General features: G+C 68.9%; 24 protein-coding genes and 2 riboswitches. Of the genes, 8 read left to right on the plus strand and 16 right to left on the minus strand.

Annotation, left to right across the window (positions count from 1 at the left end; translation table 11 throughout):
* The 3 genes from Afe05nite_RS28335 to Afe05nite_RS28345 all read right to left on the minus strand — a co-directional run.
* On the minus strand, positions 1-710 hold a 710-nt coding region (locus Afe05nite_RS28335; RefSeq protein WP_203820286.1), incomplete at its 3' end, for a zf-HC2 domain-containing protein.
* Entirely contained in the window at positions 707-1,228 is a 522-nt protein-coding gene (locus Afe05nite_RS28340; RefSeq protein WP_203820287.1) for a sigma-70 family RNA polymerase sigma factor, read from the minus strand. The genes Afe05nite_RS28340 and Afe05nite_RS28335, both read right to left, overlap by 4 nt.
* Before the next feature lie 142 nt (positions 1,229-1,370).
* Positions 1,371-2,558, minus strand: a complete 1,188-nt coding sequence (locus Afe05nite_RS28345; protein WP_203820288.1) for a neprosin family prolyl endopeptidase — start codon at positions 2,556-2,558, stop codon at positions 1,371-1,373.
* Between the two features lie 985 nt (positions 2,559-3,543).
* On the opposite strand from Afe05nite_RS28345, the gene Afe05nite_RS28350 reads away from it, so the two are divergent.
* From Afe05nite_RS28350 to Afe05nite_RS28360, 3 genes are all read left to right on the plus strand, one after another.
* A complete protein-coding gene (locus Afe05nite_RS28350) occupies positions 3,544-4,017 on the plus strand; it encodes a cysteine dioxygenase (RefSeq protein WP_239118254.1) in 474 nt (157 codons plus the stop codon).
* A gap of 11 nt (positions 4,018-4,028) precedes the next feature.
* A complete protein-coding gene (locus tag Afe05nite_RS28355; protein ID WP_203820290.1) occupies positions 4,029-4,403 on the plus strand; it encodes a rhodanese-like domain-containing protein in 375 nt (124 codons plus the stop codon).
* A gap of 157 nt (positions 4,404-4,560) precedes the next feature.
* Complete coding sequence (locus Afe05nite_RS28360; RefSeq protein ID WP_203820291.1) at positions 4,561-6,105, plus strand: GGDEF domain-containing protein; 1,545 nt, start codon at positions 4,561-4,563, stop codon at positions 6,103-6,105.
* A gap of 11 nt (positions 6,106-6,116) precedes the next feature.
* Here Afe05nite_RS28360 and Afe05nite_RS28365 read toward each other — a convergent pair whose 3' ends face one another.
* A complete protein-coding gene (locus tag Afe05nite_RS28365; protein WP_203820292.1) occupies positions 6,117-6,641 on the minus strand; it encodes a hypothetical protein in 525 nt (174 codons plus the stop codon).
* Positions 6,642-6,777: 136 nt separating this feature from the next.
* The gene (locus tag Afe05nite_RS28370) at positions 6,778-7,779 is read right to left on the minus strand and encodes a LacI family DNA-binding transcriptional regulator (protein WP_203820293.1); all 1,002 of its coding nucleotides are present in this window, start codon (positions 7,777-7,779) and stop codon (positions 6,778-6,780) included.
* Between the two features lie 73 nt (positions 7,780-7,852).
* Here Afe05nite_RS28370 and Afe05nite_RS28375 point away from each other — a divergent pair, with 73 nt between their 5' ends.
* Complete coding sequence (locus Afe05nite_RS28375) at positions 7,853-9,115, plus strand: MFS transporter (RefSeq protein ID WP_203820294.1); 1,263 nt, start codon at positions 7,853-7,855, stop codon at positions 9,113-9,115.
* Here Afe05nite_RS28375 and Afe05nite_RS28380 read toward each other — a convergent pair.
* Both Afe05nite_RS28380 and Afe05nite_RS28385 read right to left on the minus strand, forming a co-directional pair.
* Positions 9,064-9,402 (minus strand): Atu4866 domain-containing protein, encoded by a 339-nt coding sequence (locus Afe05nite_RS28380; protein ID WP_203820295.1) that lies wholly within the window; start codon positions 9,400-9,402, stop codon positions 9,064-9,066. The genes Afe05nite_RS28375 and Afe05nite_RS28380 overlap by 52 nt on opposite strands.
* A gap of 90 nt (positions 9,403-9,492) precedes the next feature.
* Positions 9,493-10,092 carry a TetR/AcrR family transcriptional regulator gene (locus tag Afe05nite_RS28385; RefSeq protein ID WP_239118255.1) on the minus strand — a complete coding sequence of 200 codons (600 nt, stop codon included), beginning with the start codon at positions 10,090-10,092 and terminating at the stop codon, positions 9,493-9,495.
* A 180-nt stretch (positions 10,093-10,272) separates the two neighbouring features.
* On the opposite strand from Afe05nite_RS28385, the gene Afe05nite_RS28390 reads away from it, so the two are divergent.
* Positions 10,273-11,169 (plus strand): ABC transporter permease, encoded by an 897-nt coding sequence (locus tag Afe05nite_RS28390; RefSeq protein WP_203820296.1) that lies wholly within the window; start codon positions 10,273-10,275, stop codon positions 11,167-11,169.
* Complete coding sequence (locus Afe05nite_RS28395) at positions 11,162-11,938, plus strand: ABC transporter ATP-binding protein (protein WP_438869022.1); 777 nt, start codon at positions 11,162-11,164, stop codon at positions 11,936-11,938. The genes Afe05nite_RS28390 and Afe05nite_RS28395 overlap by 8 nt, the downstream gene beginning before the upstream one ends.
* Positions 11,939-11,960: 22 nt before the next feature.
* Here the strand turns inward: Afe05nite_RS28395 and Afe05nite_RS28400 are convergent, their stop codons facing one another.
* On the minus strand, positions 11,961-12,929 hold the full coding sequence (locus tag Afe05nite_RS28400; protein WP_203820298.1) for a coiled-coil domain-containing protein: 969 nt from the start codon (positions 12,927-12,929) through the stop codon (positions 11,961-11,963).
* Positions 12,930-12,962: 33 nt separating this feature from the next.
* A riboswitch (cyclic di-AMP (ydaO/yuaA leader) is annotated at positions 12,963-13,098 on the minus strand.
* Positions 13,099-13,305: 207 nt separating this feature from the next.
* Positions 13,306-13,438: riboswitch (cyclic di-AMP (ydaO/yuaA leader) on the plus strand.
* A gap of 5 nt (positions 13,439-13,443) precedes the next feature.
* Here Afe05nite_RS28400 and Afe05nite_RS28405 point away from each other — a divergent pair.
* The gene (locus Afe05nite_RS28405; protein ID WP_203820299.1) at positions 13,444-14,478 is read left to right on the plus strand and encodes a coiled-coil domain-containing protein; all 1,035 of its coding nucleotides are present in this window, start codon (positions 13,444-13,446) and stop codon (positions 14,476-14,478) included.
* A 41-nt stretch (positions 14,479-14,519) separates the two neighbouring features.
* Here Afe05nite_RS28405 and Afe05nite_RS28410 read toward each other — a convergent pair whose 3' ends face one another.
* The 6 genes from Afe05nite_RS28410 to Afe05nite_RS28435 form a co-directional block, all read right to left on the minus strand.
* On the minus strand, positions 14,520-16,886 hold the full coding sequence (locus Afe05nite_RS28410) for a glycoside hydrolase family 65 protein (protein WP_203820300.1): 2,367 nt from the start codon (positions 16,884-16,886) through the stop codon (positions 14,520-14,522).
* Between the two features lie 61 nt (positions 16,887-16,947).
* On the minus strand, positions 16,948-17,688 hold the full coding sequence (locus Afe05nite_RS28415; RefSeq protein WP_203820301.1) for an HAD family hydrolase: 741 nt from the start codon (positions 17,686-17,688) through the stop codon (positions 16,948-16,950).
* 83 nt (positions 17,689-17,771) lie between these two features.
* Entirely contained in the window at positions 17,772-18,254 is a 483-nt protein-coding gene (locus tag Afe05nite_RS28420) for an ATP-binding protein (protein WP_239118256.1), read from the minus strand.
* A 77-nt stretch (positions 18,255-18,331) separates the two neighbouring features.
* Positions 18,332-19,624, minus strand: coding sequence for an ABC transporter ATP-binding protein (locus Afe05nite_RS28425; protein WP_203820303.1), 1,293 nt, complete (start codon positions 19,622-19,624; stop codon positions 18,332-18,334).
* A 146-nt stretch (positions 19,625-19,770) separates the two neighbouring features.
* Complete coding sequence (locus tag Afe05nite_RS28430) at positions 19,771-21,921, minus strand: bifunctional glycosyltransferase/CDP-glycerol:glycerophosphate glycerophosphotransferase (RefSeq protein WP_203820304.1); 2,151 nt, start codon at positions 21,919-21,921, stop codon at positions 19,771-19,773.
* The gene (locus Afe05nite_RS28435) at positions 21,918-23,777 is read right to left on the minus strand and encodes a DUF5941 domain-containing protein (protein ID WP_203820305.1); all 1,860 of its coding nucleotides are present in this window, start codon (positions 23,775-23,777) and stop codon (positions 21,918-21,920) included. The genes Afe05nite_RS28430 and Afe05nite_RS28435 overlap by 4 nt, the downstream gene beginning before the upstream one ends.
* Positions 23,778-24,020: 243 nt before the next feature.
* On the opposite strand from Afe05nite_RS28435, the gene Afe05nite_RS28440 reads away from it, so the two are divergent.
* Positions 24,021-24,203 (plus strand): PspC domain-containing protein, encoded by a 183-nt coding sequence (locus tag Afe05nite_RS28440; protein WP_203820306.1) that lies wholly within the window; start codon positions 24,021-24,023, stop codon positions 24,201-24,203.
* Between the two features lie 48 nt (positions 24,204-24,251).
* Here Afe05nite_RS28440 and Afe05nite_RS28445 read toward each other — a convergent pair whose 3' ends face one another.
* Together Afe05nite_RS28445 and Afe05nite_RS28450 are read right to left on the minus strand one after the other, a co-directional pair.
* Complete coding sequence (locus Afe05nite_RS28445; RefSeq protein WP_203820307.1) at positions 24,252-25,001, minus strand: DUF4230 domain-containing protein; 750 nt, start codon at positions 24,999-25,001, stop codon at positions 24,252-24,254.
* Positions 25,002-25,040: 39 nt separating this feature from the next.
* Positions 25,041-26,216, minus strand: a complete 1,176-nt coding sequence (locus Afe05nite_RS28450; RefSeq protein WP_203820308.1) for an acyl-CoA dehydrogenase family protein — start codon at positions 26,214-26,216, stop codon at positions 25,041-25,043.
* Positions 26,217-26,224 lie beyond the last annotated feature (8 nt).

Here is a 26,224-nt window from a genome sequence, read left to right on the forward strand (position 1 = left end):
TAGTCGAGACGGGCGGTTCCGAGCAGGTGGCCGTCGGTGTCGGCGACACTCACCTCGCGGACGTTGCGCAACTGGATCGAGCTCGCCCCGATCACCTTCGCGCCGCCGGTCGGCGTCGGACCCCACACGGCCGCCTGCTCGACCTTGCCCTCCAGGCTGTGCACCTCGCAGAGGAACGGCCCCTCGCCGCGCAGCTTGGTGACGTCGAGCGCCACCGACACTCCCCACAGCTTCGGCGTCAGCACGGCCTGGCCGGTCAGACCGCTGCCCTCGGCCGCCGAGAACTGGGCGGTCACCAGGTTGGCGCTGGGCAACACCGTCGTCGGCTCGGTCGTCCGGTTGGTGCGGATCACACCGGCACCGACGGCGATCGCGATCACCACCGCGGCGGCCGCGGCCAGCCAGCGTACGTTTGCCGCGCGCCGCTCCCGGCTGCGCTCCGACCGCATCCGCCGGAGCAGGCCCTCGACATTTTCCGGCGAGGGGCGGGCGGACATGCTTATCGGTGGTTGCGCCGCGACCCCGGCCGTCCGCTGCGCGTCGGGCAGGCGTTGCAGCAGCTCCGGTACGGGCGCCAGCCGGTCGAGCTCGTCCCGGCAGTCGTCACAGTCCCGCAGGTGGGCATCGAGCCGATCGGTGTCGGCCTCGTCCAGGCCGCCCAGAAGGTAACCACCGAGAAGCCGCCGCAGTTCGTCGTGCTCCGCGCTCATCGGAGAACCCCCATCTCCTCGAACGCCGTCCGCAACGCCCGAACCGCGTAGTACGCCCGGGACTTGACCGTGCCCTCCGGTACGGAAAGTTGCCGGGCCGCCTCGGCCACGCTCCGCCCCTCGTAATACATGGCGCGGACCACGGCCTGGTGGTCGTCGGACAGGCGCTCCAACGCCTCGGAAACCAGCCAGCCCTCCACCATCTGGTCGACGTTGTCCTCGGCCGGCATGGAGTTGACCGCGTTCTCGTCGGCCACCAGATGCGGGCGGCGCTGCTCGGCCCGCCAGGCGTTGGTGACCACGTTACGGGCAATGGTCAGCAGGTAGGAGCGGGTCCGCCGGTGATCGGCGTCGAGATGGTCGATGTGCTTCCAGGCCCGCAGCAGAGTTTCCTGCACCATGTCCTCGGCGCGATGCCGGTCGTGCACATAACGCAGGACGAAGCTGAGCAGGACCGCGTAGTGCTCGGTGTAGAGCGCGGTCATCAGCTCCTCGTCGGGGCTCCCCCGTCGCCTCATCCGCGTGCCCCTCGCTGGTCGCCGTCCCCCGTCGCCAACAACTTGTACACCGCGTTGCTGAATTCGGTTCGAACGACAAGCCCCAGGAAAAGGACGATGCCCGGTCCCCCTCGCCGGGACCGGGCATCGCGTCACGAGAAACCTAGCCGACGACGCACGCAGTCTGTTTGGCGTTCGTGCCCCGGCCGCCGTACCGGAAGGAGTCGGTTCTCGGCACACCCTTGCTCGTCACGAACTTGAACCCGTAGAGATTACGTTCACCGGCCGCACCGGTCACCTCTTTGCTGAGGACCGGGGTCGTCGGCGAGTCGACGTAGGAGACGGCGGCGAAGTAGGAGGCCGCGGATTCTTCCTGGGTTACGTCCGTCACCGGGTTGTTGCCGTTGCCCATGCAGGTTTTCGGCGTATCGCTGGTCGCGGCCACTTCGCCGAAGGTCTGAACCGCCTCGGTCTGCACGAACTTGATGCCCTCGTTCTCCCAGATCGAATCCGGGTAGAACCCCAGCCACTCCGATTCGAAGGCGACCCACCAGCCGCCGTTGGTGTGCTGGATGCCGAACTTACGGGGCGTTCCGGGGGCGAGAGTGTCTCCGGGCTTGACGCTCTTGCTGTACTGGACGAAGCCGCAGTTGTTGTAGCAGCTCGGCTTGCCGTTGACCCAGCGATAGACGAACAGGTGCGGGTCGTCGTCACCGTTGGTGACGCGGTCGACCGTCCAGCCGACCTCCACCGCGTTGAGCGTCTTCCGGTCCTTGGTCTGCACGGACAGCTCGGCGAGAGAATGGAAGTCGCCGTCGGCAAGGTAGGGCTTGCTGACCATCACGGTCGCATAGAGGCCGCTTGTCGTGGCCTCTTCCCAACCGCGGGCGTAGGTGTAGACGACTTCGCCGTCGTCGGCCTTAGCGGCCAACGGCGTGCCGATCGACATCGGCTTCGGCGGCGCGATGTCGGTCTTCTCCGACTCGAGCACCGTGTTCTCGTCGGCATTGCCCTTCGGCGCATAACTGCCACGGGGCTGCCACGCGCCGCTCGTGTCGGCACGCGCGGCGACGGCGCCGGATCGGCGAATTTCTCGGCTCGTCGCACCGGCCTTACCCAGTCGGATCGGCTTGGGGCGCTCGCCCCAGGGGAGAAGCGCCGGCGGGGTGACACTGCCGGGTGCGCCGGTCGGGGTGTCGGCGACGGGGACCTGGTCGCCGGCGGCGGCCGGGCTGCTGGGGGCGCCCGCAATCTGCTCCGCACCCGCGTTCAGCGTGGAGGCGACACCAATGGCGCCGACCACTGCCACGGCAAGGCCGGCGGCGAGTAGACCGCGGCGTGACTTCAACACGTGTCCGTCCTCGTTGATCGGGGGGGTCGGAGGTCGGGCGAGGTGACTCCGGCACCGGTTTCTCGGCGGCGCTCGCCACCATATAGCCATCTCGATTGACGGCGCGCCTGCCGACAGGATTTCCGTCTTAACGGCTGAGGCGCCTAGCCGATCCGGTGATTGGAAACTCCACTTTTGCCACCCAGCGTGTTCGATCGGTTGCTGAGGGACGCTTTTTCACGTGCTGTTCGGAAAGAGGCAAAGCGCTACGAGCTTCTTTCAGGTCCAGACTGGAAGCCGCGGCCGGGAGCCGGGGCCGGAGGCGCTCCGCCGGAACTCTGCGGTAGCAGCCCGGCACACCGGCCCGGATGGACGTTCGTTTGCCCGGAGGTGGCGATCTTCCTGCGCACACTCGCTATCGGGGCGCGCGTCGAAAGTCTGCGACCGGCGGTCACGGAACCTGACGCCACGTGTCCTGATTTATCCGCATCAGCGGCCGTTGATCCTTCACGCCCCGGAGCGACGCCCACCCGGCTGCCCGAACTCGAAAAGGTAATGAACGAAAAACGCGGCGCGACCGTTCCTCGGCGATCAATCCGGCGCTTTCGTGAATGCGGCCCTCGAGGCGACCGAAGAGGTGCGCCGCCGGCCGCCGATCGAGTCGCTTATAAGCCGTTCCCGGAACAAAGATCAGCGCCCGGCCGACCCGGACCGAGCGCCGGGGCCGGCGGCGACGATCGCTCGCTCCCAGTTGTCGGAACCGGGTTGACCGTCGATCACCGTCGGGCCAACATGGTGGTCATGCAGCGGACGGGCATCCCTCTCGTCGCCGACCTGGCGACCGATCTGGCGCACTGCGCCAGCGCTTGCTGTCCCAGCTGACCAGCTGCTCCGCGTTTTCCCACTGATTTCTCCCCGGACCACCCGGGGTACCGCTACCCTGGGCCACAGTCGGGCGTTAAACCTATAGGATTGATGGGCAATGTATGCAAACCGAGGAGCTTCCGTGACCGCCGTCGACACACGCCTCGACCACCTCGCCATCGCGAACCGCTACGCGGCCATGCCCGAGGAGTGGCCCGTGGCCCCCCGGTTCAACCCGGTCAACCGCTGGTACGAGCGACTGACGGTCGCCGACGATCATGAGGTCTGGCTGCTCACCTGGCTTCCCGGCCAAGCCACCGAACTGCACGACCACGGCGGCTCGGCGGGCGCGTTCCACGTCTTCGCCGGCACGCTCACCGAGGACACCGTCACCGTGCCGGTCGGCGGCCCGGCCCGGATCGCCGGTCGTGAGCTCGGCGAGGGCGCCGGCCGCCGCTTCGGCACCCGGCACATCCACCGCATCACCAACCGGTCGTCGCGGCCGGCCGTCAGCATCCACGTCTACGGCCCGGCGCTCACCACCATGACGAAGTACCGCTTCGGCGCCGACGGCCTCGAGGCGCTCAAGATCGAGAAGGCCGGTCGCGAATGGTGACCATCGCGCCGATGAGCATCGACGAGATCCTCGACCGGGCCCGCGCCCGCCTCACCCGGCTCGACCCGCACGAGACGGCCGCGGCCGTCGATCGGGGCGCCGTGCTCGTCGACATCCGGCCGGCCGCGCAGCGGGCCGAGTTCGGCGAGATCCCGGGCGCCGTGGTGATCGAGCGCAACGTGCTGGAGTGGCGTCTCGACCCCCGCAGCGAGGCCCGCCTGCCGTGGGCCGGCAGTTACGACCTGCAGGTCATCGTGACCTGTCAGGAGGGTTACACCAGCAGCCTGGCCGCGGCCTCGTTGCAGGACCTGGGCCTGGCCCGGGCGACCGACCTGGCCGGCGGGTACGCCGCGTGGCGCGCCGCCGGCCTGCCGGTGAGCGCCTGATCCTTCGCGGGTCTGACCTTCTGCGGCAGAGGGCCAGACCGAAGGCGACCGGCTTATCGGCGGGCTGGTCAGTTTTGTCCGTAATAGGCGATCAACGAGGTCTTCAACATCGGTGACCCGCTCTGTTGATCTGAACGGTTTTGTTGATACTGATCGGATGGAAGGTGACAGCCGGCTACCCGTGCCGGTCACGGCTTTCGGTCCGCTTCATCTTCTGGCGACCCGAGTGCACCGGCTGGCCAACACCGGCCGGTGCCACGACGCACTGGCCGCCGCCGACGCATACCTCGAGATAGCCCGCCGTTGCGGGGACAATCGCACCGCGCACTTCCTGCTCCAGGGCAAGATGTATGCCAACCTCCACATGGGGCGGTTCCGCGAGGGGGCCGAGCTCGCCGACCGGCTGCTGAACGCGCACCGCGCCGCCGGAAGCCCGATGGGCGAGGCCAAGACACTCTGTGACCTCGCCCACTTCGACGTACTACGTTCCCGCTACGTCGACGCCATGCGCAACCTGGCCCGCGCCGCCGTCCTTCTGGACGCCCCGCATCCCGGCCGTAACCGGCGCACCTCCGCGCTCTGCTCGTTCGCCGAGGCCGCCACCGCCGCCGAGATGTACGAGACCGCTTCCGCCACCTACGATCAGCTGAGCGAGGCGACCAGCGCGTTCGACCTGGTGCACGCGATGACACTGCTCTACTGGGGCCTTCGGCTCGACCACATCGGACGCCACGACGAGGGCGCGAGCCGCCTGCGCCGCAGCGCTGCGATCACCCGGCCGTACGTCGAGGAACGCCCCGACGACGTGGTCGCCGCCGCGATGCTGGCGCTGGCCCTGGCGAAGCTCGGCGACCTGATCCCGGCGGAGAAGCTGGCCCGCGAGGCGATCATGCCGCTGCGCGTCGCCGAGGACCACCAGCCGGCCCGGATGGCTCATCTCGCGCTGGGCATCGTGCTGCGCGCGCAGGGCCAGCTGGCCGAGGCCCGCCGCGAGTTCGTCGCCGCCCGTGAGCTCTGCGAGTTCGGCGGCCGCCCCGATGAGAAACCGATAATTCGGTACGAGCTGGCCCGCACCGCTCTGGAGATCGAGGAGAGCCAGTCGGTCCGGGACATGTTCGACGCGATCGAGGTCCAGACCAGAGAGCTGTGGCGGGTCCGTCTCCAACGGCTGGCGATGCTGCGCCAGGCCCGCCAGCAGGAGGAGGCGGAGGCGGCTCGGGCCCGGGCGGAACGCGAGATCCTCCGCGACCCGCTCACCGGCCTCGGCAACCGACGCCGCTTCGATCTGCTGCTCAACCGCATCGACTCCGGCCGGCTGGCCGCCCCACTGGTGCTGCTGCTGGTCGACATCGACTACTTCAAGGCGGTGAACGACGCCTACTCCCACTCGGTCGGCGACCGCGCCCTCCGCGAGGTGGCACACATCCTGCGAGCTCACTGCCGAGTCGAGGACGTCCCGGTCCGCTATGCCGGCGACGAGTTCACCCTGTTCCTGCGGGGCGACCTGACCGTCGGCCGAGAGGTCGCCGAGCGAATCCGGACCGCGGTCGCGAGAACCGACATAATCCCCGGCGTGAAGCTGACGGTGAGCGTCGGCTTGGCCACCTTGACCGACGGCATGTCCGGCGACGCCCTGTTCCGCCAGGCCGACGACCGTCTCTACGCCGCCAAATTCAGCGGCCGGAACACCATCGCCTCCTGAGGCCGACCGCCTTAGAGCGGTTTCACCACGCCGGATTTACCGCTGTAAAGGCTCCGGGAACCCACCGCGTCGCGCGGGGTGGCGGGGGCGTCGAGCCAGATTATGTACGGGGCGCCCGACGTCAAGCCGGAGATGGTGGCCGACACCGTGCAGTTGTCGCCGGCCTGCACGCTTTGCCAGGACGGCTCCGGCTGGGGGCCCACCACCAGTTCCTGCGGGACCGCGGTGATCCGGTAGTAGGAGCCGTATTTCGCCGGCCACTGGACGGTGAAGCCCCGGGAGATCGGGGTGATCACCATCGGGATCAGGACCTGGCCCACGTTGTCCGGCCACGGGATCGCGCACGCCGACGAGGTGGGCAGGAACGAGACCTTCGGCAGGGCGCTCTTCGGCGCGAACGTGCTGGCCGTGCTGGGGACGGCGGTGGGGCTGCCGGAGGTGACCCGCACCCACGGGGCCAGGGTCGCGGTGGGGGAACCCGAGGCGGCCGGTTTTGCCGGGCCGGCGCCGCAGCCGCTCAGGGCAAACGGCAGCACCGCCCAACCCAGGGCGATTTTCCCGATCCACCGCATAACCTTCCGATCGGCCCACCCGCCGTCTCGCTTAGCCGCGCGACGCGGGCGCGGCGGGCGAGCGGGGCGGGGGCGCGGCGCGGTATGGCGGGCGCTGAGGTCAGCCGCGGGGTGCGGCGGTGGTGCCGCGGATGACCAGCCGGGGCGGGATGACCACCTCGCGGTTGGTGATGCCGGCGCCGGCGATCCGCTCGACCGCCCGGGCCACCGCGAGCGTGGTCATCGTGTCGATGTCCTGGGCGACCGTGGTCAGGTCGATGTGCGCCAGCCGGCTGAAGCTGGTGTCGTCGTAACCGACGACGCTGATGTCGCCCGGCACCGACAGCCCGAGCCGGGGCAGTACGTCGAGCATGCCGGCCGCGCTCAGGTCGTTGAAGACGGTGACCGCGGTGGGCGGATCGTCGAGCAGCTCCCGGGCGGCTCGCACCCCGTCCTCCTCGCCGCTGCCGCCGACCACGACCCGGAGGTGTTCGTCGAGCCCGTGCCGGCGCATCGCCTCCTGATAGCCCTGCCGCCGCTCGGCCGAGGCGATCATGCGGCCGCCGTCGACGTGCGCGATCCGGGTGTGCCCGAGCGTGACCAGGTGGTCGACGGCCAGGCGCAGGCCCCGGACGTCGTCGGTGCGCACCACGTCGACGGCCCGGTGCCGGACCCCACGCATCATCGCGACCACCGGCATCCGGTCGCTCAGCGCGGCCAGCTCGGCGACCGGGATCTGCGGGCCGAGCAGGATCAGCGCGGCGCAGCGGTCCTGCAGCAGGCTGCCGATCGCGGTACGTTCGTCCCGGCGCGGGGTGACGGCGCTGAGGGCGAGCTCGTAGCCCTGCTTGTCGGCGGCGTCGTAGAGCCCGGTGAGCACGTCGTGCTGGAACGGGTGCTGCACGCCGAAGACGACCCCGATCAGCCGGCTCTCACCGCTGCGCAACAGCCGGGCGCGGCTGTCGGGTTGATAGTCGAGCCGGCGGGCGACCTCGAGGACCCGCTGCCGGGTGGCGGCGCTGGCGCCCGGGGCGTCGCGCATGACTATCGAGACCAGCGCGACCGACACGCCCGCCTCGGCGGCGACGTCGGCCAGCGTGGTCCGGCGCTCCCCTGCTCGCATGGGCCGGGATTTTACGTGTGATTACTAGAACGTTCTAACGCGCCACGCTCTAGAACGTTCTAGAGTCGGTGTGGTGGAGAAACTCACCGCCGGTCGCCGCTATGCGGCCCTGCTCGCCCTCGCCCTGGGTGGCTTCGGCCTCGGCCTCACCGAGTTCGCGGCCATGGGGCTGCTGCCCGAGGTGGCCCGCGATCTCCTGCCGGAGGCCTACGCGCGGTCCTCGGCGGAGGCGGTCGCCACGGCCGGTTGGATCATCACGGTCTACGCACTCGGCGTGGTCGCCGGCGCGCCGACGATCGCTGCCCTGACCGCCCGGGTCGCCCGCCGCAAACTGGTGCTCGGCCTGCTCGCGATGTTCCTGATCGGCACGGTCGCCTCGGCGCTCGCGCCGACGTTCGGGCTGATCCTGGCCGGGCGGTTCGTGGCCGGGTTGGCCCACGGGGCCTACTTCGGGGCGGCCGGGCTGCTCGCCGCGGCCATCCTCGGCCGGGGCAACCAGGGCAAGGGGTTCGCGATCGTGCTGGGCGGCCTGACGGCGGCGAACGTCTTCGGCGTACCGCTGATCACCGGACTGGGGCAGGCGGCCGGCTGGCGCATCGCGTACCTCGCGGTGGCCGCGGTGTTCGCGCTCACCCTGCTCGCCGTGCTCGCGGTCGTGCCGGAGGTGGCGGCGGCGCCGGGCGGATCGCCCCGGGCCGAGCTCGCCGCGTTCGGCAAACCGCAGGTCTGGCTGGTGGGTCTGGTGGCGGCGGTCGGCTTCGGCGGCTTCTTCGCGGTGAACACCTACATCGCGCCGGTCACCACACACGTGACCGGGCTGTCCGAGTCGGCGGTGCCGTGGGTGCTGGCCGTGATGGGCCTCGGCATGACAGTCGGCAACGTGCTCGGTGGCATCGCCTCCGACCGCGACCTCCGGCGCAGCGTGCTGTTCGGCTTTGTCGGCATGATCTTCACGATTGCGCTCTTCGGGCTGCTCGCCGGTAACCCGATCGGGTTGTTCGTCAGCGTCTTTCTGATCGGCGCGGCCAGCCTGTTCATGGGTCCGGCCCTGCAATCGCTGCTGATCTCGGTGGCTCCGGGCGCCCAGTTGATGGGTGCGGCGGTCAATCAGTCGGCCACGAACCTCGCCAACAGCCTCGGCGCCGCCCTCGGCGGTCTGGTGATCGCGGCCGGCTGGGGCTACCTGTCATCGGCCTGGCTCGGGGTCGTACTGGCGGTCGGCGGCCTGCTGTTGGCCCTGGCCAGCAACCGGTTGGACGCGCGGCAGCGGGCCGTGGCCGAGTCTCAGGCCACCGGTCCGAGGCGGTGGCCGGCCATTTCCAGCTCACCGTCGTAGAGGGTGACCGAGGTGTGCATGCCTGAGTCCTGATCACTGAGGGTCATCAGGGCACCGTCGATGTGATAGGTGCCGCGCGCCCGACGCTTACGCCCGGCGACCTTGCCGTCGTACGTACCGTCGGTCTTGATCTCGAGCTGAACGGTGCCGTCCTGGCTCAGCCAGAAACCCACCGGTGCCGAGGTCCGGACCAGTGCGGACTTCGGTCCGCGCACCGCCGGCTGCCCGCCCATCATCAGGGTGAGCAGGGCGGCGGCATCCAGATCGATGCGAGGCTGCGGACGCATGGCGGCTCCTGAGGGGTCCGGGGGTGTGGCCCCTAACTTCGGCCGCGCGCCGCGATCCCAGGAGGGCATTTCCGGTTGCGGATCGGTAGTTCAGTTGGCGGCCTTCAGCGCCGCCGTCACCACCACGATCATCTTGTCGAGGTAACCACCGGGCAGCGGAGTGCGGGCCACCGCCAGCCGCCAGTAGAGCGGGCCGAGCAGCAGGTCGACGGCCAGGTCGGGATCGGTGCCCGGGGGCAGCTCGCCGCGGCTTACGGCCTGGCCGATCAGCTGCTCCCCGACGGCCTGCTGGTGGGTTCGCAACGCCTTCTGGAGGGTCTCGGCGATCTGCGGGTTGCGGGATGCCTCGGCCATCAGGTCGGGGATGATCTGGGAGGCGATCCGGTGCTGGAGTGCCCGGCTTACGATCATCAGCAGCAACTGCAAATCGCCGGCGAAGCTTCCGGTGTCCGGCAGGGGTACGCTGCGCCCTGCCACGTCGGACACGATCTCGAGCACCATCTCGAGTTTGTTGTTCCAACGTCGGTAGATCGCGGTCTTGCCCACGCCGGCCCGGCGGGCCACGGCCTCGATCGAGAGCCGGCCGTAACCGACCTCGGCGAGCTCGGCCATGACCGCGTCACGGATCGCCTTGGTGATGTCGACGCGGAGCACCGCGGCTCCGGCAGGTGCACGCTTCGCTGTCGCCACGCGAACACTATACGCCACGACGTAACGGTTGCGTTCCGCCGTTCGGTCGGATAACCTCACGGGACGTCGATACGAGCCCGTTCCATCGACGGCAGCTTGGCATGCTTGTCAGTTGTGTTCTCGCGGAAAGCACCAGGACCCGACTCCCCCGCCGGGCCGACGAGATCGGAGCACCACCCCATGGCCCAGACGACCGTCGTCGAGCCCTACACCGGGCCGACGCCGAAAGAGCTGGCCCGGAAGCACGGGCTGAGCACGGCCGGGCGACTGCCCAGCCTGCCGGAATACACCAGACTGCTCTGGTCGTACCGGCACTTCATCTGGGAGTTCGCCGGGGCCAAGGTCTCCGCCTCGCTCGGCAACACCAGGCTGGGGATGATCTGGCAGGTCCTCACGCCCCTGTTCAATGCCGGTGTCTACTACATGATCTTCGGCGTTCTGCTGAACACGAAGCACGGCACCGACAACTTCATCGCATACCTCTGCGCCGGTGTCTTCATCTTCGGCTACACGCAGACCGTGGTGCAGACGGGCGTGCAGGCGATCAGCGGCAACCTCGGCCTGATCCGGGCGCTGCACTTCCCCCGGGCGAGTCTGCCCATCTCGATCACTCTGGTCGAGGCGCGCAACATGATCGCCTCGATGTCCGTGCTGATCGTGATCATGCTGGTCACCGGCGAGCCGATCACCTGGCAGTGGCTACTGATCATCCCGGCCCTGCTGCTCCAGACGATCTTCAACGCCGGCGCGGCCATGCTCGTCTCGCGGCTCGGCAGCAAGCTGCACGACCTGCGGCAGCTGATCCCGTTCATCATGCGGGTCTGGCTGTACGGCTCGGCCGTGCTCTACCCGGTCACCCAGTACACCCAGCACCTGCACGGCTGGAAGCTGGCGGTGATCGAGGCGAACCCGATCCTGGTCTACATCGAGCTCATCCGGCACGCGCTGATGGAGAACGTCAAGCTGGCCGGCAGCCCGGTGCTGCTCTGGACCGAAGCGGCCATCTGGGCGCTGGTCGTCGGGATCGGCGGATATGCGTACTTCTGGCGTGGAGAGAAGGGCTACGGCCGTGGCTGACACCGAGAAGATCCCCACCGTCATCGCGGACAACGCGCACATCATCTACCGCATCCACGGCTCGATCGGACCCAACCAGTCCTCGCCGCTGAGCAGCTTCAAGCGGTTGGTCACGCGGCAGAAGAGCACCGCGGTTCGCGAGGTCCACGCGGTCAAGGGCGCCAGCTTCGTCGCCTACAAGGGCGAGGCCATCGGGCTGATCGGCACCAACGGCTCGGGCAAGTCGACGCTGCTGCGGGCGATCGCCGGGCTGCTGCCGGTGGAGCGGGGCGGCGCGATCTACGCGGCCGGCCAGCCGTCCCTGCTGGGGGTCAACGCGGCCCTGATGAACGATCTGTCCGGCGAGCGCAACGTGACGCTCGGCTGCCTGGCCATGGGGATGACCCCGGCTCAGGTCAAGGAGCAGGTCGACGACATTATCGAGTTCTCCGGCATCAACGAGCGCGGCGATTTCAGCTCCCTGCCGATGCGCACCTACTCGTCCGGCATGTCGGCCCGGCTACGGTTCGCGATCGCCGCCGCCAAGAAGCACGACGTGCTGCTCATCGACGAGGCGCTGGCCACCGGTGACGCGAAGTTCCGCAAGCGCAGCGAGCAGCGGGTCCGCGACCTGCGCGCCGAGGCCGGCACGGTGTTCCTGGTCAGCCACAGCGAGCAGTCGATCCGGGACACCTGCGAGCGGAGCATCTGGCTCGAGGGCGGCGTGATCAAGGCGGACGGCTCGACCGAGGACGTCATGAAGGAGTACGAGACCTTCGTCAAGAAGTAGGCCTCGTACCCCTCTTCAAGATCTATTTCACCGACAGATGTACGTGGTTGGTGTGGTCGCTCGACGGATCGCCGTTGCCTCTGCTGTACGACTTCCAGCCACTACTTGGTAGCCAGATGCGCCGGAACCAGATGACGTAGAGCACGCCCAGCTTGCTCGAGTTGTTGATGAAGTAGTTCGCCAGGTTCGTCCCGTACGTCTTGCTGCTGCCCGACGCGACCCCGCCGAAGCCACCCTTGTCGGCCGCGAAGTCGCAGGCCCGGCCCTTGGGGTGCTCACCGCTGTTCTGTTCGCGGAAGCAGTGCACGTAGTGGTCGTAGCCGGCGGCCTGGGCCTCCTGCATGGCGTGCAGCAACCGCTGGGTGATGCGGCCACCGCTGGTCGGGTCGTCCACCATGCCGCTGCCACCGGTGAACTTGGTGGCCGAGTCGCTCTTGCCACCGTCGGTCGGCTGCGGGTCGTCCTTGCCGGCGTTGGCCGCCTTGAGCGCGCCCTCGGCCTGGGCCTTGCGCTTGGCCATCGTGGCGACCTGCTTCTGCTGGTCGCGGATGGTGGCCTCGATCGCGAGCTTGGCCTGCTCCTGCTGGTCGCGGGTCTCGCGCAGATCCTTGACCACCGCCTGCTGCTTGACCCCGACCGTCTCCAGGGTCTGCGCCCGATCCAGGAAACCGGTCGTCGAGTTGGCCGTGAGCAGCGCGCTCATCGGCCCGAGCCGGCCGGTCCGGTAAGCCTGCTGGACGATCTGGTCGACCGCCGCCTGCTTGGGCGCCAGCTGGGTGTCCAGTTCCTTGAGCTTGGCCGTCAGCTCGGCCTGCCGAGTCTTCGACTTGGCGAGCGCCTCCTGGGCATCCACGAAGCCCTTGGAGGCAGCCTCGAGCTGCTCGATGAGCGTCTTCGAGCCGCCCTCACCGTCATCGCCGGTGTCCCCCGGCGCCGCGCTGGCCGGAGCCGCCAGCATGGTGCTCGCCGCGATCAGCGCAAGGAATGCCACTAATCGGCGGCGGACAGTTTTCTGCCGCACAACATTTCCTTCCGTCGGCCGCCGACCGAGTTAGCTGACGGGTTCGGGATGGAAGTGATCCCTACCGCTTATGTGCGGATTCACCCCAAGGAACGTGGTTCCCCGGCTCGCCCTTCGGGCGATTGAGCGGCGATCCCCGGGCGGGGATCGGCACCGACGATACCCATGACATCGACCGATAGACAGCTCTCGTACTCAGCGCATTTCGTCGACAACCTTGCGTGACGTAATCACGGAAAGTCGCCGGATTGTCACGGCATTAGCATTTACCGGGCCCTGTGGTATAGCGGGACCTCGGGTAAAGTGGTCCCGGTTCTGCCGCCGAAGGCACCGCCCCCGAGGTGCCGGCAGACCACCGCCTAATCGCCCATGCGGGCGTGCCGGGGAACCAGGTCAGTGGGGTGAATCCGCGAAAGCGGTAGGGATCGCTTCCGTCCCGAACCCGTCAGCTAACTCGGTCGGCGGTCAACTGGAAGGATCGTGCATGTCCGTACGCTCTCGCCGGTGGCTGAACTTGGCCCTGGCGCCGCTCGTTGCTGTCGCGTTCCTGGCGGCACCCGCTTCGCCCGCGAGCGCGGAACCCAACGACCCGTCGTCCTCGTCGGCCCAGCCCGACGAAAAGGGCGACGACAAGGCCGACCAGACCCTCGACGACGTGCTGGAGTCGTCGAACCGCAAGTTCGTGCAGGCCAAGGCCGCGGTCGCCAAGTCGACGGCCAACCAACGGGCCCTGAACGTCAAGGTCACGCTGGCCGAGGCCAAGCGCAACACGTTGATTCCCGAGGTCAACGTGATCGCCGCCCAGCAGTACCGCACCGGCCACCTGGGCACGGCGAGCTTCCTGCTCGGCAGCAACGGCTCGAACGACTTCCTGAAGAAGGCGGTCTCCCTCGAGGAGCTCAACACGCTGCACGACCGGAAGCTCAACGAGCTGAACGCGGCGATCGACGAGGTCAACGCGACCAAGGCGGCGCTCGACGCCGAGGTGAAGGCCGAGCAGACCAACCTCACCGCGATGAAGAAGCAGAAGGAAGCGGCCGACAAGGCGCTGAGCCTGATCGGCGGCAACAGCCTCACCGCCGGCTTCGTCGATGCGCAGTCCAAGACCGCGGCGCCCGCACCACGCAATTCGGACGGCGGTTTCTCGCCGGAGAAATGCACGGTGAACGATCCGACGACCGGCGGTTGCATCACCGCGCGTACATTGCACATGTACCAAGAGGTGAAGAAGGCCGGCTTCAGCAACTTCGTCGGTTGTCACCGCGACGGCGGCCCGTTCGAGCACCCGAAGGGCCGGGCCTGCGACTGGTCATTGCAGAAGAGCGGCTTCTCGGAGGCGCACAACGCCACCATGAAGAAGTACGGCAACGACCTGATGGCGTTCCTCGTACGAAACGCCGACCGACTCGGCATCTACTACGTGATCTGGTACGCGCAGATCTGGTTCCCGGCCAGTGGCTGGAAGGCCTACCACGGCCCGAGTAACCACAAGGACCACGTACACGTATCAATGCTCTGAAAAAAGGCCCCCGCCGAAAGCGGGGGCCTTTTCCTTGCCGGTCAGTCCTGCGGAGCCCGGCGGACCGGAGCCCGGTTGTACGGCTGGGTCGGCGGCGGGCCCACCGGACCAGCCGGCGGAATCGGCACCGTCACCGGCTTGACCTGGGTGACCTCGACGTCCTTGCCGTGATGGTGGATCACCAGGCGAGCCGAGCCACCGCCGTTGCGCAGCGAGTAGGTCACCTCGTCGGCGGTCACGTTCACCCGCAGCCGCAGACCGCGCCAGAGCAGCGAGAACTCCAGGTTGTTGATCCGGCTGGGCAGCCGCGGCGCGAACGTCAGCTGGCCGTTGAAGTCACGCATGCCGCCCAGACCGGCGACCAGCGAGATCCAGGTGCCGGCCAGCGACGCCACATGCACGCCGTCCCGCGAGTTCTGGTGCAGGTCGTGCAGGTCCATCAGGGCAGCCTCGCCCAGATAGTCGTGCGCCAGCTCGAGGTGGCCGACCTCGGCCGCCACGACCGCCTGGATGCACGCCGACAACGACGAGTCCCGGACGGTGCGCGCGTCGTAGTAGGCGAAGTTGCGCTGCTTCTCCTCCGGGGTGAACGCGTCACCACGGACGTACATCGCCATCACCAGGTCGGCCTGTTTGACCACCTGCTTGCGGTACAGGTCGAAGTACGGGTAGTTCAGCAGCAGCGGGTAGGCCTCTTCGGGGGTGTTCTCGAAGTCCCACTCCTGGAGCCGGGTGAAGCCCTCGGACTGCTGGTGGACCTGCAGCTCGCGGTCGTACGGGATGTGCATGGCCGCCGCCGCGTCGCGCCAGGAGGCCATCTCCTCGTCGTCCACGTTCAGCTGACGCGCCAGGTCGGGGTGCCGCTTGGCCGCCTCGACCGCGCTGAACATGTTCTGCTGCGCCATCAGGTTGGTGTAGATGTTGTCGTCCACCACGGCCGTGTATTCGTCGGGGCCGGTGACCCCGTCGATGTGGAAGCGGCCGTGCCGGTCGTGGTGGCCCAGCGAGCGCCACAGCCGGGCGGTCTCGACGAGCAGCTCGAGGCCGACCTCACGCTCGAAGTCGTAGTCGCCGGTGGCCTGCACGTAGCGCCGCACCGCGTCGGCGATGTCCGCGCCGATGTGGAAACCGGCGGTGCCGGCCGGCCAGTACGCCGAGCATTCCTGCCCGCGGATGGTCCGCCACGGGAACGCGGCGCCCTGCAGGCCGAGCGTCTGAGCGCGCTCCCGGGCCAGGTCGAGCGTCGAGTGCCGCCAGCGCAGCACGTCGGCCGCCGCGGCCGGCTGGGTGTAGGTGAGGGCCGGCAGCACGAACGTCTCGGCGTCCCAGAAGGTGTGGCCGTCGTAGCCGGGGCCGGACAGGCCCTTGGAGCCGATCGGCCGCTTCTCGGCGCGCGCACCGGCCTGGAGCGTGTGGAACAGCCCGAAGCGGACCGCCTGCTGCACCTCGGGGTCGCCCTCGACCTTGACGTCGGAGTGGTCCCAGAAGGCGTCGAGGTATTCCCGCTGGGCCTCGACCAGCCCCTCCCAGCCGTCCAGCCGGGCGCTGGCCAGGGCCCCGCCGACCTGGTCGCGCAGGGCGGGCAGCGAGCGGCTGCCGGACCATCCGTACGCCGCGATCTTCACGACTCGCAGCTTCTGGCCGGGGCTGACCTTGGCGGCAACCGTGGTGCGCAGCCAGTCGGGGTGGCCCTCGGTCCGGATCTCATGCTTGCCGGGCGCCTCGATGAAGTGCTCCATCGCGGCCGCCATCCGCAGGTCACTGGCCTTGGTGCGGTGCACCAGGATGCCACCGGTGCTCTGCTCGAGGACCTCTTCGGCCTGCAGCGGGTGGTCGAGCACGGCCGCGACCCGCGGGTCCTTGCTCATCGGTGGCAGCTGCTCGTTGGCGACCAGCTCGGACTGCAGGATCAGCCGGGTGGAGGCGTCGAGCGGCTCCACCTCGTAGAGGAAGGCGACGACGGCGCGCTGGGTGAAGGACACCAGGCGCACGGTGCGGACCCGGATGGCCTGGCCGGACGGGGAGACCCATTCGACGGTGCGCTCGAGCGTGCCGGCCCGCAGGTCGAGCACGCGCTCGTGGGAGCGGAGCTCGCCGTACCGCACGTCGAACGGCTCGTCGTCGACCAGCAGCCGCATGAGCTTGGCGTTGGTCACGTTGATCATCGTCTGGCCGGACTCGGGGAAGCCGTAGCCGGCCTCCGCGTACGGCAGCGGACGCAGCTCGTAGAACGAGTTCAGGTAGGTGCCCGGCAGGCCGTGGGGCTCGCCCTCGTCCAGGTTTCCGCGCATCCCGATGTGCCCGTTGGCCAGTGCGAACACCGACTCGGACTGGGCCAGCAGGTCCAGGTCGAGCCGCGTCTCCCGAATGTGCCAGGGGTCGACGGGATATGCCCGTTCACGGATCACGGTGGTGCCTCTCGCGAATGAGTAAGAGAAAAGTCTTGAAGATATAAGCGCTGATACGTGCTCAGCGCGTCAGGAGTTCGGACAGGTCCGTGACAACGATGTCGGCCCCGTGTTCCAACAAAGCGTCAGCCTGCCCGACGCGATCAACACCGATCACGATCCCGAAGCCGCCCGCCCGACCGGCGGCCACGCCGGCCTGAGCGTCCTCGAACACGGCACAGCTCTTCGGGTCGATCCCCAGAAGCTTCGCGCCGTAGAGGAACGTGTCGGGGGCCGGCTTGCCCGGCAGGTTCTGCTCTCGGGCGACCACGCCGTCCACCCGGGCCTCCAGGAAGTCCGCGATGCCGGCGGCCTCCAGCACGTCCTTGCAGTTGGCACTGGCCGAGACGACCGCCCGGCGCAGTCCGGCCTGCTGAGCCGCCTTCAGATATTCCACGGAGCCGTCGTAGACCTGAACCTTGCCTTCTTTGATCTTCTGAAGGACGAGGAGGTTCTTCTGGTTGCCGATGCCGTTCACGGTCGTCTGGTCGGGACCGTCATCCGGCGTCCCCTCGGGCAGGGTGATCCCGCGGGAGGCCAGGAAGGTGCGGACACCATCGGCGCGTGGCCGGCCGTCGACGTATCGGTGGTAGTCGGCGCCGGAGTCGAACGGCACGAAGTCTTGTCCGTGCTGCGCCGACCACGTCTCGAGGAACGTGTCGAACGTTTGTTTCCACGCAGCATTGTGCACAAGGGCGGTCTGCGTGAGAACACCGTCAAGATCAAATAGGCATGCCGTCACATGCGAAGGTAGTCCGAGCACGCGCCCAATGTAGTCGCATGGCGCGCACGGTGAGCCCCGAAGGGCACCTTCACATTTTTCCGGCGCTTTACGAGTTGTTCAAATCAGTGTTTCGGCAGCACAATGCGCATCCCGATCGTGGTACCGATCGGGCCGGTGGCCACCGTGACCTCGTCGCACAGCTGGTAGGCGAGCCAGATGCCCCGCCCACCCACCTCGAACGCCTCCGGAACCTCGGGCGGACGCAGGAACCTCGCGGGTATCCCGGGCCCCGAATCGCTCACCGAGCACCACGCCGAGTCGTCGGCCAGCCAGAGCAGCACCCGCCCCCGGCCACCGGCGTGCAGCACGACGTTGGTGATCACCTCGTTGACCGCGAGCACGAAGCCGTGGAGCCGGTCCCCGACCAGCCCGACGTCGACCAACCGGCCGGACACCTCGTGCCGGAGCACCGCGATCTCCTCCCGCCCGAAGGGGCGATCGAGCAGTCGCGAGGCGTCGACGGCGGGTGACGAGCCGGCAGCTGACGAGACGCCAGCTGACGAGATGGCGGCGCCGAACGGCTCCGCTCCCGGAGCTGTTCGCAAGCTTGGACGCAATCTCTCCTCCACCGTGGTGCAGCCTAATCGCTTTTGCCCACAGATGGCACCCATGCAGTCCGCCGTCAGCGCCAGCCGACGTCGATGCGAGCACCGCTCTCGTCGAAGAAGTGCAGCATGTCCATCCGGACCGCCACGGCGAGCGGGTGCCCCGGCGAGACCGCCGGGTAGGGCGCCAGGCGCACCGCCAGCTCGGCCGGTCGGCGATGGTGCCGGCCCGGGTCGAGCACGCTCTTCTCCTCGCGGGACTGCACGACTGTCGAGGCGGCGCTCCGGCCGGTCAGCTTCTGCAGGGTGCTGCCGAAGCGCCGCAGCGCCCCGTTGGCCTGCTCCTGCTCACGTTTGCCGGAGCCCATCTCGTCGACCACGATCGCGGTCGCCCCGATGTCGAGGAAGGCCAGCGACTCGTGCCCGTGGTGCTCGAGGTAGCGGATGCGGCCGCGTAGAACGTCACCCTGGGCCTCGGGGGCGACCGGGGTGAGCGCCTCGGCCCGCATGCCGACCACGATCTGCTCGCCGTGGTAGTGCGCCACGGCCCGCGCCCGGATGTCGGTCCAGGGCAGGTAGAGCGCCTGCTCACCGAAGTTGAGCGCCACGTACTGGTCGAGGTGGACGTAGACCTGCGCCTCGAGCAGGTTCATCCGGGGCGAACCGAGGAAGGCGGCGACGTACAGGGTGGCGGGCCGCCCGTAGACCTCGGTCGGAGTGCCGACGTCCTGCAGGACGCCCTTCCGCATGATCGCCACGCGGTCGGCCATGGTCAGGGCCTCCGCCTGATCGTGCGTCACATACATGGTCGTGACGCCGAGCTCACGGGTCAGGCCGGTGATCTCGGCCCGCAGCTCGGCGCGCAGGCCGCTGTCGAGGTTGGACAGCGGCTCGTCCATCAGGAAAAGGCCGGGGCGACGGACGATGGCCCGGCCCATCGCGACCCGCTGGCGCTGGCCGCCGGAGAGCTGGCTGGGCTTGCGAGCGAGCACGTCACCGATGCCGAGGGCGCTGGCCACGTCGCCGACGCGTTCGAGTCGGTCGCCCGGCTCGATGCCGGACAGCCGGAGCGGGAAGCCGATGTTGTCGCCGACCGTCATGTGGGGATACAGCGCGAAATCCTGGAAGACCATGGCGATGCTGCGATCCCGCGGCGCCAACTCGAGCACCGGGTCACCATTGAGGAGAATGTCCCCTTCGGACGGATCCTCCAGTCCTGCGATCATTCGCAGGATGGTGGATTTACCGCATCCGGATGGCCCGAGCAGCACGAGGAACTCGCCGTCCTTGACGTCGAGACTCACGTGATCGACGGCAACCGTGCCGTCGGGCCAAACCTTGGTGACGTCCTTGAGCAAGACGGTGGACACCGTGATAACTCCTGCCGGGAAAGTTTGCAATGATCCCGGTCCCACGACGCCCGGCGATCTAGCTCACTCTGACGAGGAGTATCTATATGGCGCCATCGGGTGAACGTGCCATTTGCTCACGGTAGTGGACTGATTACAAGGTTTCTTCACTCACTGCGAAATACCCGGCGAACCACGCGTTCCGCCGCCCCGCCGTCGTCGAGATAGCAGAACCGGGCCCGGAAGGCGGCGCGCTGGTCATCGGCATAATCCCGGCCCCGCAAGATCTCCAGCAGCTGAGCGAAGTCGGTCGCCATCGGCCCCGGCGACAGGTCGGCGAGGTCGAAATAGACGCCGCGGACCTCTCGGTAGACGATCCAGTCGGGCGCGTAGAGCACCACGGGCCGATCAAGGACCGCGTAATCAAACATCGCGGACGAATAATCTGTGATCAGTACATCGGCTGCCAGATAGAGATCTTCAACCACGGGATAGCTGGAAACATCAGTAATCGGGTGCTTCCCGGCTGCCACCGGCACGCGCGGGGCCGCCGGCACGTGCAGGTAGTGCGCCCGCACCAACAGCGTCGTGTCCGGGCCGAGCTCGGCGGAGAGCTGCTCCACATCGAGCACCTCGGTGTCCTTCGGAAGCCACTCGCGGTGCGTCGGCATGTAGAGCACCACCCGCTGCCCGGCCGGGACGCCCAGCTTCGCCCGCGCCGCGGCCGCGTCCGCCTCGGTCGCGGTCGCCAGCCGGTCGTTACGCGGGTAGCCGACCTCGAGGTTCTCGTAACCGCACGGGTAGGCCCGCTCCCAGGCGACCGTCGAGTGCGCGTTGGCGCTGACGCTGAAGTCCCAGCGGTCGGCCCGGCGCATCCGGGCCACGAAGTCCGCGTCGGTGGCCGCGCCCGGGTAATCGATCTGGTCGAGCCCCATCGTCTTCAGCGGCGTGCCGTGGTGGGTCATCACGTGCGTGGTGCCGCGCCGCTTGACCATCCAGTTCGGCCAGTTCACGTTGTTCACCAGGTAACGGGCCCGGGCCAGCGCGCGGAAGTAGGCCCAGGACCCGGCCTCCACGAAGTCGGTGCCGGCCGGCACCGAGCCCTTGCGCGCCTTACCGACCACCCAGACCGGCCGGATCTCCGGGACCAGCTCGGCCGCCTTCGCCGCGATCGCCGCCGGGTTGCAGGCCACCCCGCGATACCAGTACGCGCCGTACAGCGCGAGCGACTGGTCGACCGGAAGCCGCAGCTGGACGCGGTAGTAGAGGTGGTGAGCGAACCGCCGGAGCCGGTCGACCACCTTGCCCCGGAACCGGCGCAGCTTGGCCCGGTTGCGCCGGCCCTTGCGGATCGCCTGGTCGGCCAGGACGAACCGGCGGTAGGCGCCGCGGGCCACCAGCCGGTAACGCAGCGCCTCGCCACGACCCGGCGACGGGAAACCGGCTGGTGGCAGGTGGCGGTGGTACATCTCGGTGACCTGGGCGAAGAACCGCCGGCGGGACTCCTTCGGCAGCCGGTTGTCGTTGCGCAACACCCGCACGAGGTGCCACAACATCCGGCGGAACAGCAGGCCACGCACCTCGTCGCCGGGGTCGGCGTACTTCGCGGACAGGGCCAGCGCGGTCTCCCAGTGCTCGAAGACCTCGAAGTGCCGGTCCCCGACCGTACGGGTGATCGCCCCGGTGCGCCGCTGCCGGTAATGCACGCAGGTGCGGGACAGGGTGCTGATCCGGGGAGCGGCCACCAGCAGCGGGAAGGTGAACGAGACGTCCTCGTACCAGCCGGTCGAGAAGCCGAGGCCGAGCCGGCTGAGCAGCTCTCGCCGGATCACCCGGTTCCACGCCACGTGCAGCACGTCGAGCGCCTTCGGCCACTCCTGCAGGGAGAACACCGGGGGCGCGCCGGCCAGCACCTTCTCGGCCGAGCCCGGTTGCACCGCACCGTGCCAGTGCACCCGGTCCCAGCCGACGACGAGCAGGTCGCAGTCGGTGGCGCGGAGCCGGGCGGCGACCGCCCCGAGCGAACCGGCGGCGAGCCAGTCGTCGCTGTCGAGGAACCACACGTATTCGCCGGTCGCGTGCTCGAGACCGAGATTACGGGCCATGCCGAGGCCGACGTTGGTCGGCGACGTGACCACCCGCACCCGCGGGTCACGGGCGGCGTAGTCGGCCAGGATCTGACCGCTGTGGTCGGGCGAGCAGTCGTCGACCGCCACGATCTCGAAGTCGGTGAACGACTGGCTGAGCAGCGAGTCGAGGCATTGCCGTAGATAACCCTGCACCCGGTAGACGGGCAGGACGATGCTGAGCAGGGTCACGTGCGGTTGCCACCCCTCCAGTCGACAACGGCGTTGATCAGGAACAGGCCGCCGACCACGACCGCCAGCAGCACCTCGGCAAGCGTGGCCCGGCCGAGCAGGGTCAGCACGGTGAGCACCACCACTCGGACATCCCAGCCGAGCGCCGAGTCGAGCCGCCGGCCGGCCGGGGCGCTCTTCTCCATCCGGGCGACCGCGTCGTAGTGCCGCATGGCCAGCGCCAACAGCAGCAGGAACACCACCGGCGTGGGCACGCTGCCGATCAGCCCGGCCGCCACCACCAGAAGGTATTCCCCGGCCCGCAGGAACGCCGGTACCAGCCAGTCGAGCGGTCCGCGATGTCCGTTGCCGGCCGGCAGTCCGGCCGCCAGCACCAGCACGGCGGTCACGATCAGCTCGAGCCGGGCCGGCGGTTCGGCCCAGCCGGCAAGCAGCGCCACGGTCAGGGCGAGCGAGGCCACGGCGCCGAGTGCGGCGAAGGCCAGCGGCATCGGCCCGCCGAGCTTGGCGAGCACCTTGCGGACCAGGACTCCGTCATCGCGGCTGGCCGCTTTGTCGCGCTTGTCGAGAACGCTCACCCGCATCGAGAGCGAGCGCAACGAACGGAGAGCGAGGGTGTACGCGAAAGCCAGCAGCCCCCAGGCGACGACCGCGGCCAATGCCGTACGCCCGGTGGTGAACGCCGCGACGACCGCGATGAGCGCCCACCGCTCGCCGATCGGGAAGACCACGATCCGTTTCAACCAGTACGCCACCGAACCGGTGTCACCCTGCACCCTCGTCGAGGCCGCGCTCAGCCGGGCACCGACACCCTTCGCCGCCGCCGCGACCGGCCGGGCCGCGGCCTCGTCGTGCAGCTGGCCGTACCACGCGTCGGTCATGTGCCGGACGGTCTGGAGCAGGATCGCGGTGATCGCGAGCGGCCACGCGTAGGGCAGGCCGATCCGCTCGGCACCGGCCGCCAGACCGGCGTACGCCGCGTATTCCTTGCCCCGGTCGGCCATCGTGTCGAGCCAGCCGCCGAACGCGCCGAACGTGCGGGTGTACCGGGCCAGTTGCCCGTCCACGCAGTCGAGCACGAACCCCAGGTAGAGCAGGAGGCCGCCGGCGATCATCGCGGGCCGCGACGCCTGCCAGAAGGCGAGCCCGGCCAGGACCGCCAGCAGCACCGAGAGCCAGGTGACGCCGGTCGGGGTGAGCCGGGCCCGCGCGGCCGCCCGGGTCACGATCGGCGACCAGGTGCTCACCGCGTACGTCGTGAAGAAGTCGTCCTTCTCCTTGACCGCGAGCCGCAGGCGAGCCTTGTCCTCGTCGACCGCGGCGACCGCGGCCCGCGCCCGGGCCAGCTCCGGCTCGGTGTGCACCTGCTCGGCGTGCAGCAGCCGCACCGGGGTGGCGATCGGCACCACGCCCTCCTCGACCAGGGCCGGCAGAAGATCTTCCCGGTCGGCCACCTTGTCGAGGGCCGGCAGGTCGGCGGCCGCGACCCGGATCGCACCGGCGAAGCGGGCGGTGCCGTCACCCTCCGCAGCCGCGGTCACCTGACCGCGGTCGGCCCGCAGGTCGCCGGACGGATCGGCGACTATCAACGCGGTGGTGCGGCCGGACGGCTCGGTGGCGAGCATCCAGAGCAGGCTCGGATGGGCCACCAGATTGTCGGCGCAGATCAGCACCGGCTCGTTCGCGTCGTGCGCCCGCCGGGCGAGCTCCCGCAGCCGGGCCGGGTCGCTCCCGAGCCGCTCGACCTCGACCGCACCCGCCGCATGCAGGGCAGCCGCAAGATCGCTCGCGAGCTGGGTGGCGTCCGCGGGAGCCAGGGCAGTACCGCCGCCGGCGGTCAGGACGGCCAGCGTCACCGCTGCCTCCAAATCGATGAGGGCCGCACGCGGCCCGGAAACGGCACTCAGGTTAACAGCGAGTCGCACTCGGGTACGGGTCACCCTTACGGGAATCAAACACTGCTTCTCCCCCTGCGGACCGAGGGAAGGCGATCCCGCCGCACCTACCGTCGATGTTGGTTGAGGTGACCGCCAGTAGCTCTGCTACCAGGGTGGTTTCGCCGCACCGCAACCGAAAATTAGTGAAGGAGTGGTTCGACCATGACCCGCCGACTCGCCCGCCCTCGTGACGACCGCTGGATCGCCGGGGTCTGCTCCGGTCTTGGCCGCCGCTTCGGACTCTCGTCCGGCGTGGTTCGCCTGATCTTCGTGCTGTCCTGCCTGCTGCCGGGGCCGCAGTTCATCATCTACCTGGTGCTGTGGGCGCTGCTGCCCAACGAGTGACCGCGGAGCACCCCGGCCCGCCCCCGCCAGGGCGAGCCGGGTTCCGGCTCACGGATTGCTGAACGTGACCGTCACCGACGTGTAGCCGAGCCGGGTGAACAGGCTCTCCAGCATGCGCTGGGTGTTCTCCTCGGCTCGCTGGTTGAGGCCGCTCGACCGAGCCGCCTCGGTGATCTTCTGCTGGGCCATGGCGTAGACCCGCTGCTGCTTGTCGGTGTCGCTCTTGAACGCGTCGCCGATCGCGGTGAGGGCGCCCCGCTGCTCCTCGACCACATAGCTCTTCTGCATGTCGAGCGCCGCGTTGCCCTGCTCGGGCGCCGGGAGCGTGATCTTGATGGTCTTCTTCTCGTTGTCGACCTCGATCGCGCTGGTCGGCAGCTTGGCGAAGTCGACATATTCCTCGACGGTGCCGGAGCCGACGAACAGGATGCGCCGGTTGATCAGGAAGTCGGGGATGTTGTCCTTGCTTTCCTGCAGGTCGACGATCACCTGGAAGGTGCCGTCGGCCGCGACGTAACGACTCAGGTCGCGCATCGACTGCAGCAGCACCGGCTGGCTGCGGTCGGTCGTCTTGTTCTCGAACGGGTTGTCGAACGAGGGCAGCACGTGCAGCGCCCGCAGCCCGAAGCAGGCCGCGACCAGCACGGCGAAGACGACACCGAAGAAGATCAGGACGCGGGCGACGATGCTCCGCTGTGGGGGATCGGGTTTGGGCTCGGGAGAGGGCGCCGGCGCCTCGTCCTCGGGGACGGCCGGATACTCCCTCGTGGGTTCGTCGACATCCGGAGACTTGGCCATACCCTCACGGTACGAGGAGGGTACGACACTCGCATCCGGTCAGCTCGCGAACGCGTTCAAACCGGTCAATTTCTGGCCGATGACCAACTGGTGGATCTCCGAAGTTCCCTCGTACGTGAGCACGCTCTCGAGGTTGTTGGCGTGCCGCATGATCGGGTATTCGCCGCTGATCCCGTTGCCACCGAGGATCGTGCGGCACTGCCGGGCGATCTTGATGGCCTCGCGCACGTTGTTGAGCTTGCCGACGCTCACCTGCTCGGGCCGCAGCCCGCCGGCCGAGTCGCGCAGCCGGCCCAGGTGCAGCGCGAGCAGGAAGCCTTTCTGCAGCTCGAGGGCCATGTCGGCGAGCTTGGCCTGGGTCAGCTGGAAACCGCCGATCGGGCGGCCGAACTGCTCCCGGGTGGTGGCGTAGTCGATCGCCGTCGCCAGGCAGTCCCGAGCCGCCCCGAGGGCGCCCCAGATGATGCCGAATCGGGCTTCGGTGAGGCAGGCGAGCGGCGCCTTGAGGCCACGCGCCTCGGGCAGTTGGGCCGCGGCCGGAAGGCGTACCCCGGTAAGCGTGATCTCGCCGGTGCTCGACGCCCGCAGCGACATCTTGTTCTTGATCTCCCGGGCGGCGAAGCCCGGGGTGTCGGTCGGCACCGCGAAGCCCACCACCCCCTCGTCGGCGCGCGCCCAGATCACGGCCACATCCGCGAGCGGCGCGTTGGTGATCCACATCTTGCCGCCGTCGAGCACCCAGTCGTCGCCGTCACGGCGCGCGCGAGTCGACATGTTCGCCGGGTCGGAGCCGTGGTCGGGCTCGGTGAGCCCGAAGCAGCCGATCAACTCGCCCGCCGCCATGCCCGGCAGCCAGCGCTGCTTCTGCTCCGGCGAACCGAACTTCCACAACGCGTACATCGCGAGGGAGCCCTGCACGCTAACCAGCGAGCGCACGCCGGAGTCGGCGGCCTCGAGCTCCATGCAGGTCAGCCCGTAGGCGACGGCGGACGAGCCGGCACAGCCGTAACCGGTGAGGTGCATGCCGAGCAGACCCAGCTTGCCGAACTCCAGCGCCAGATCCCGGACCGGGGTCGTGCCGTCGAAGTACCAGTCGGCGACGGATGGGCGGACCCGGTCGTCGGCGACCCGCCGGACGAGGGCGCGGACATCGCGCTCCTCGTCGGTAAGCAGCGAGTCGAAGTCGAGCAGATCCAGCGGGGCAACGGTGACCATGCCCTTAA

Source organism: Paractinoplanes ferrugineus, assembly GCF_016862195.1.
Classification (GTDB): domain Bacteria; phylum Actinomycetota; class Actinomycetes; order Mycobacteriales; family Micromonosporaceae; genus Actinoplanes; species Actinoplanes ferrugineus.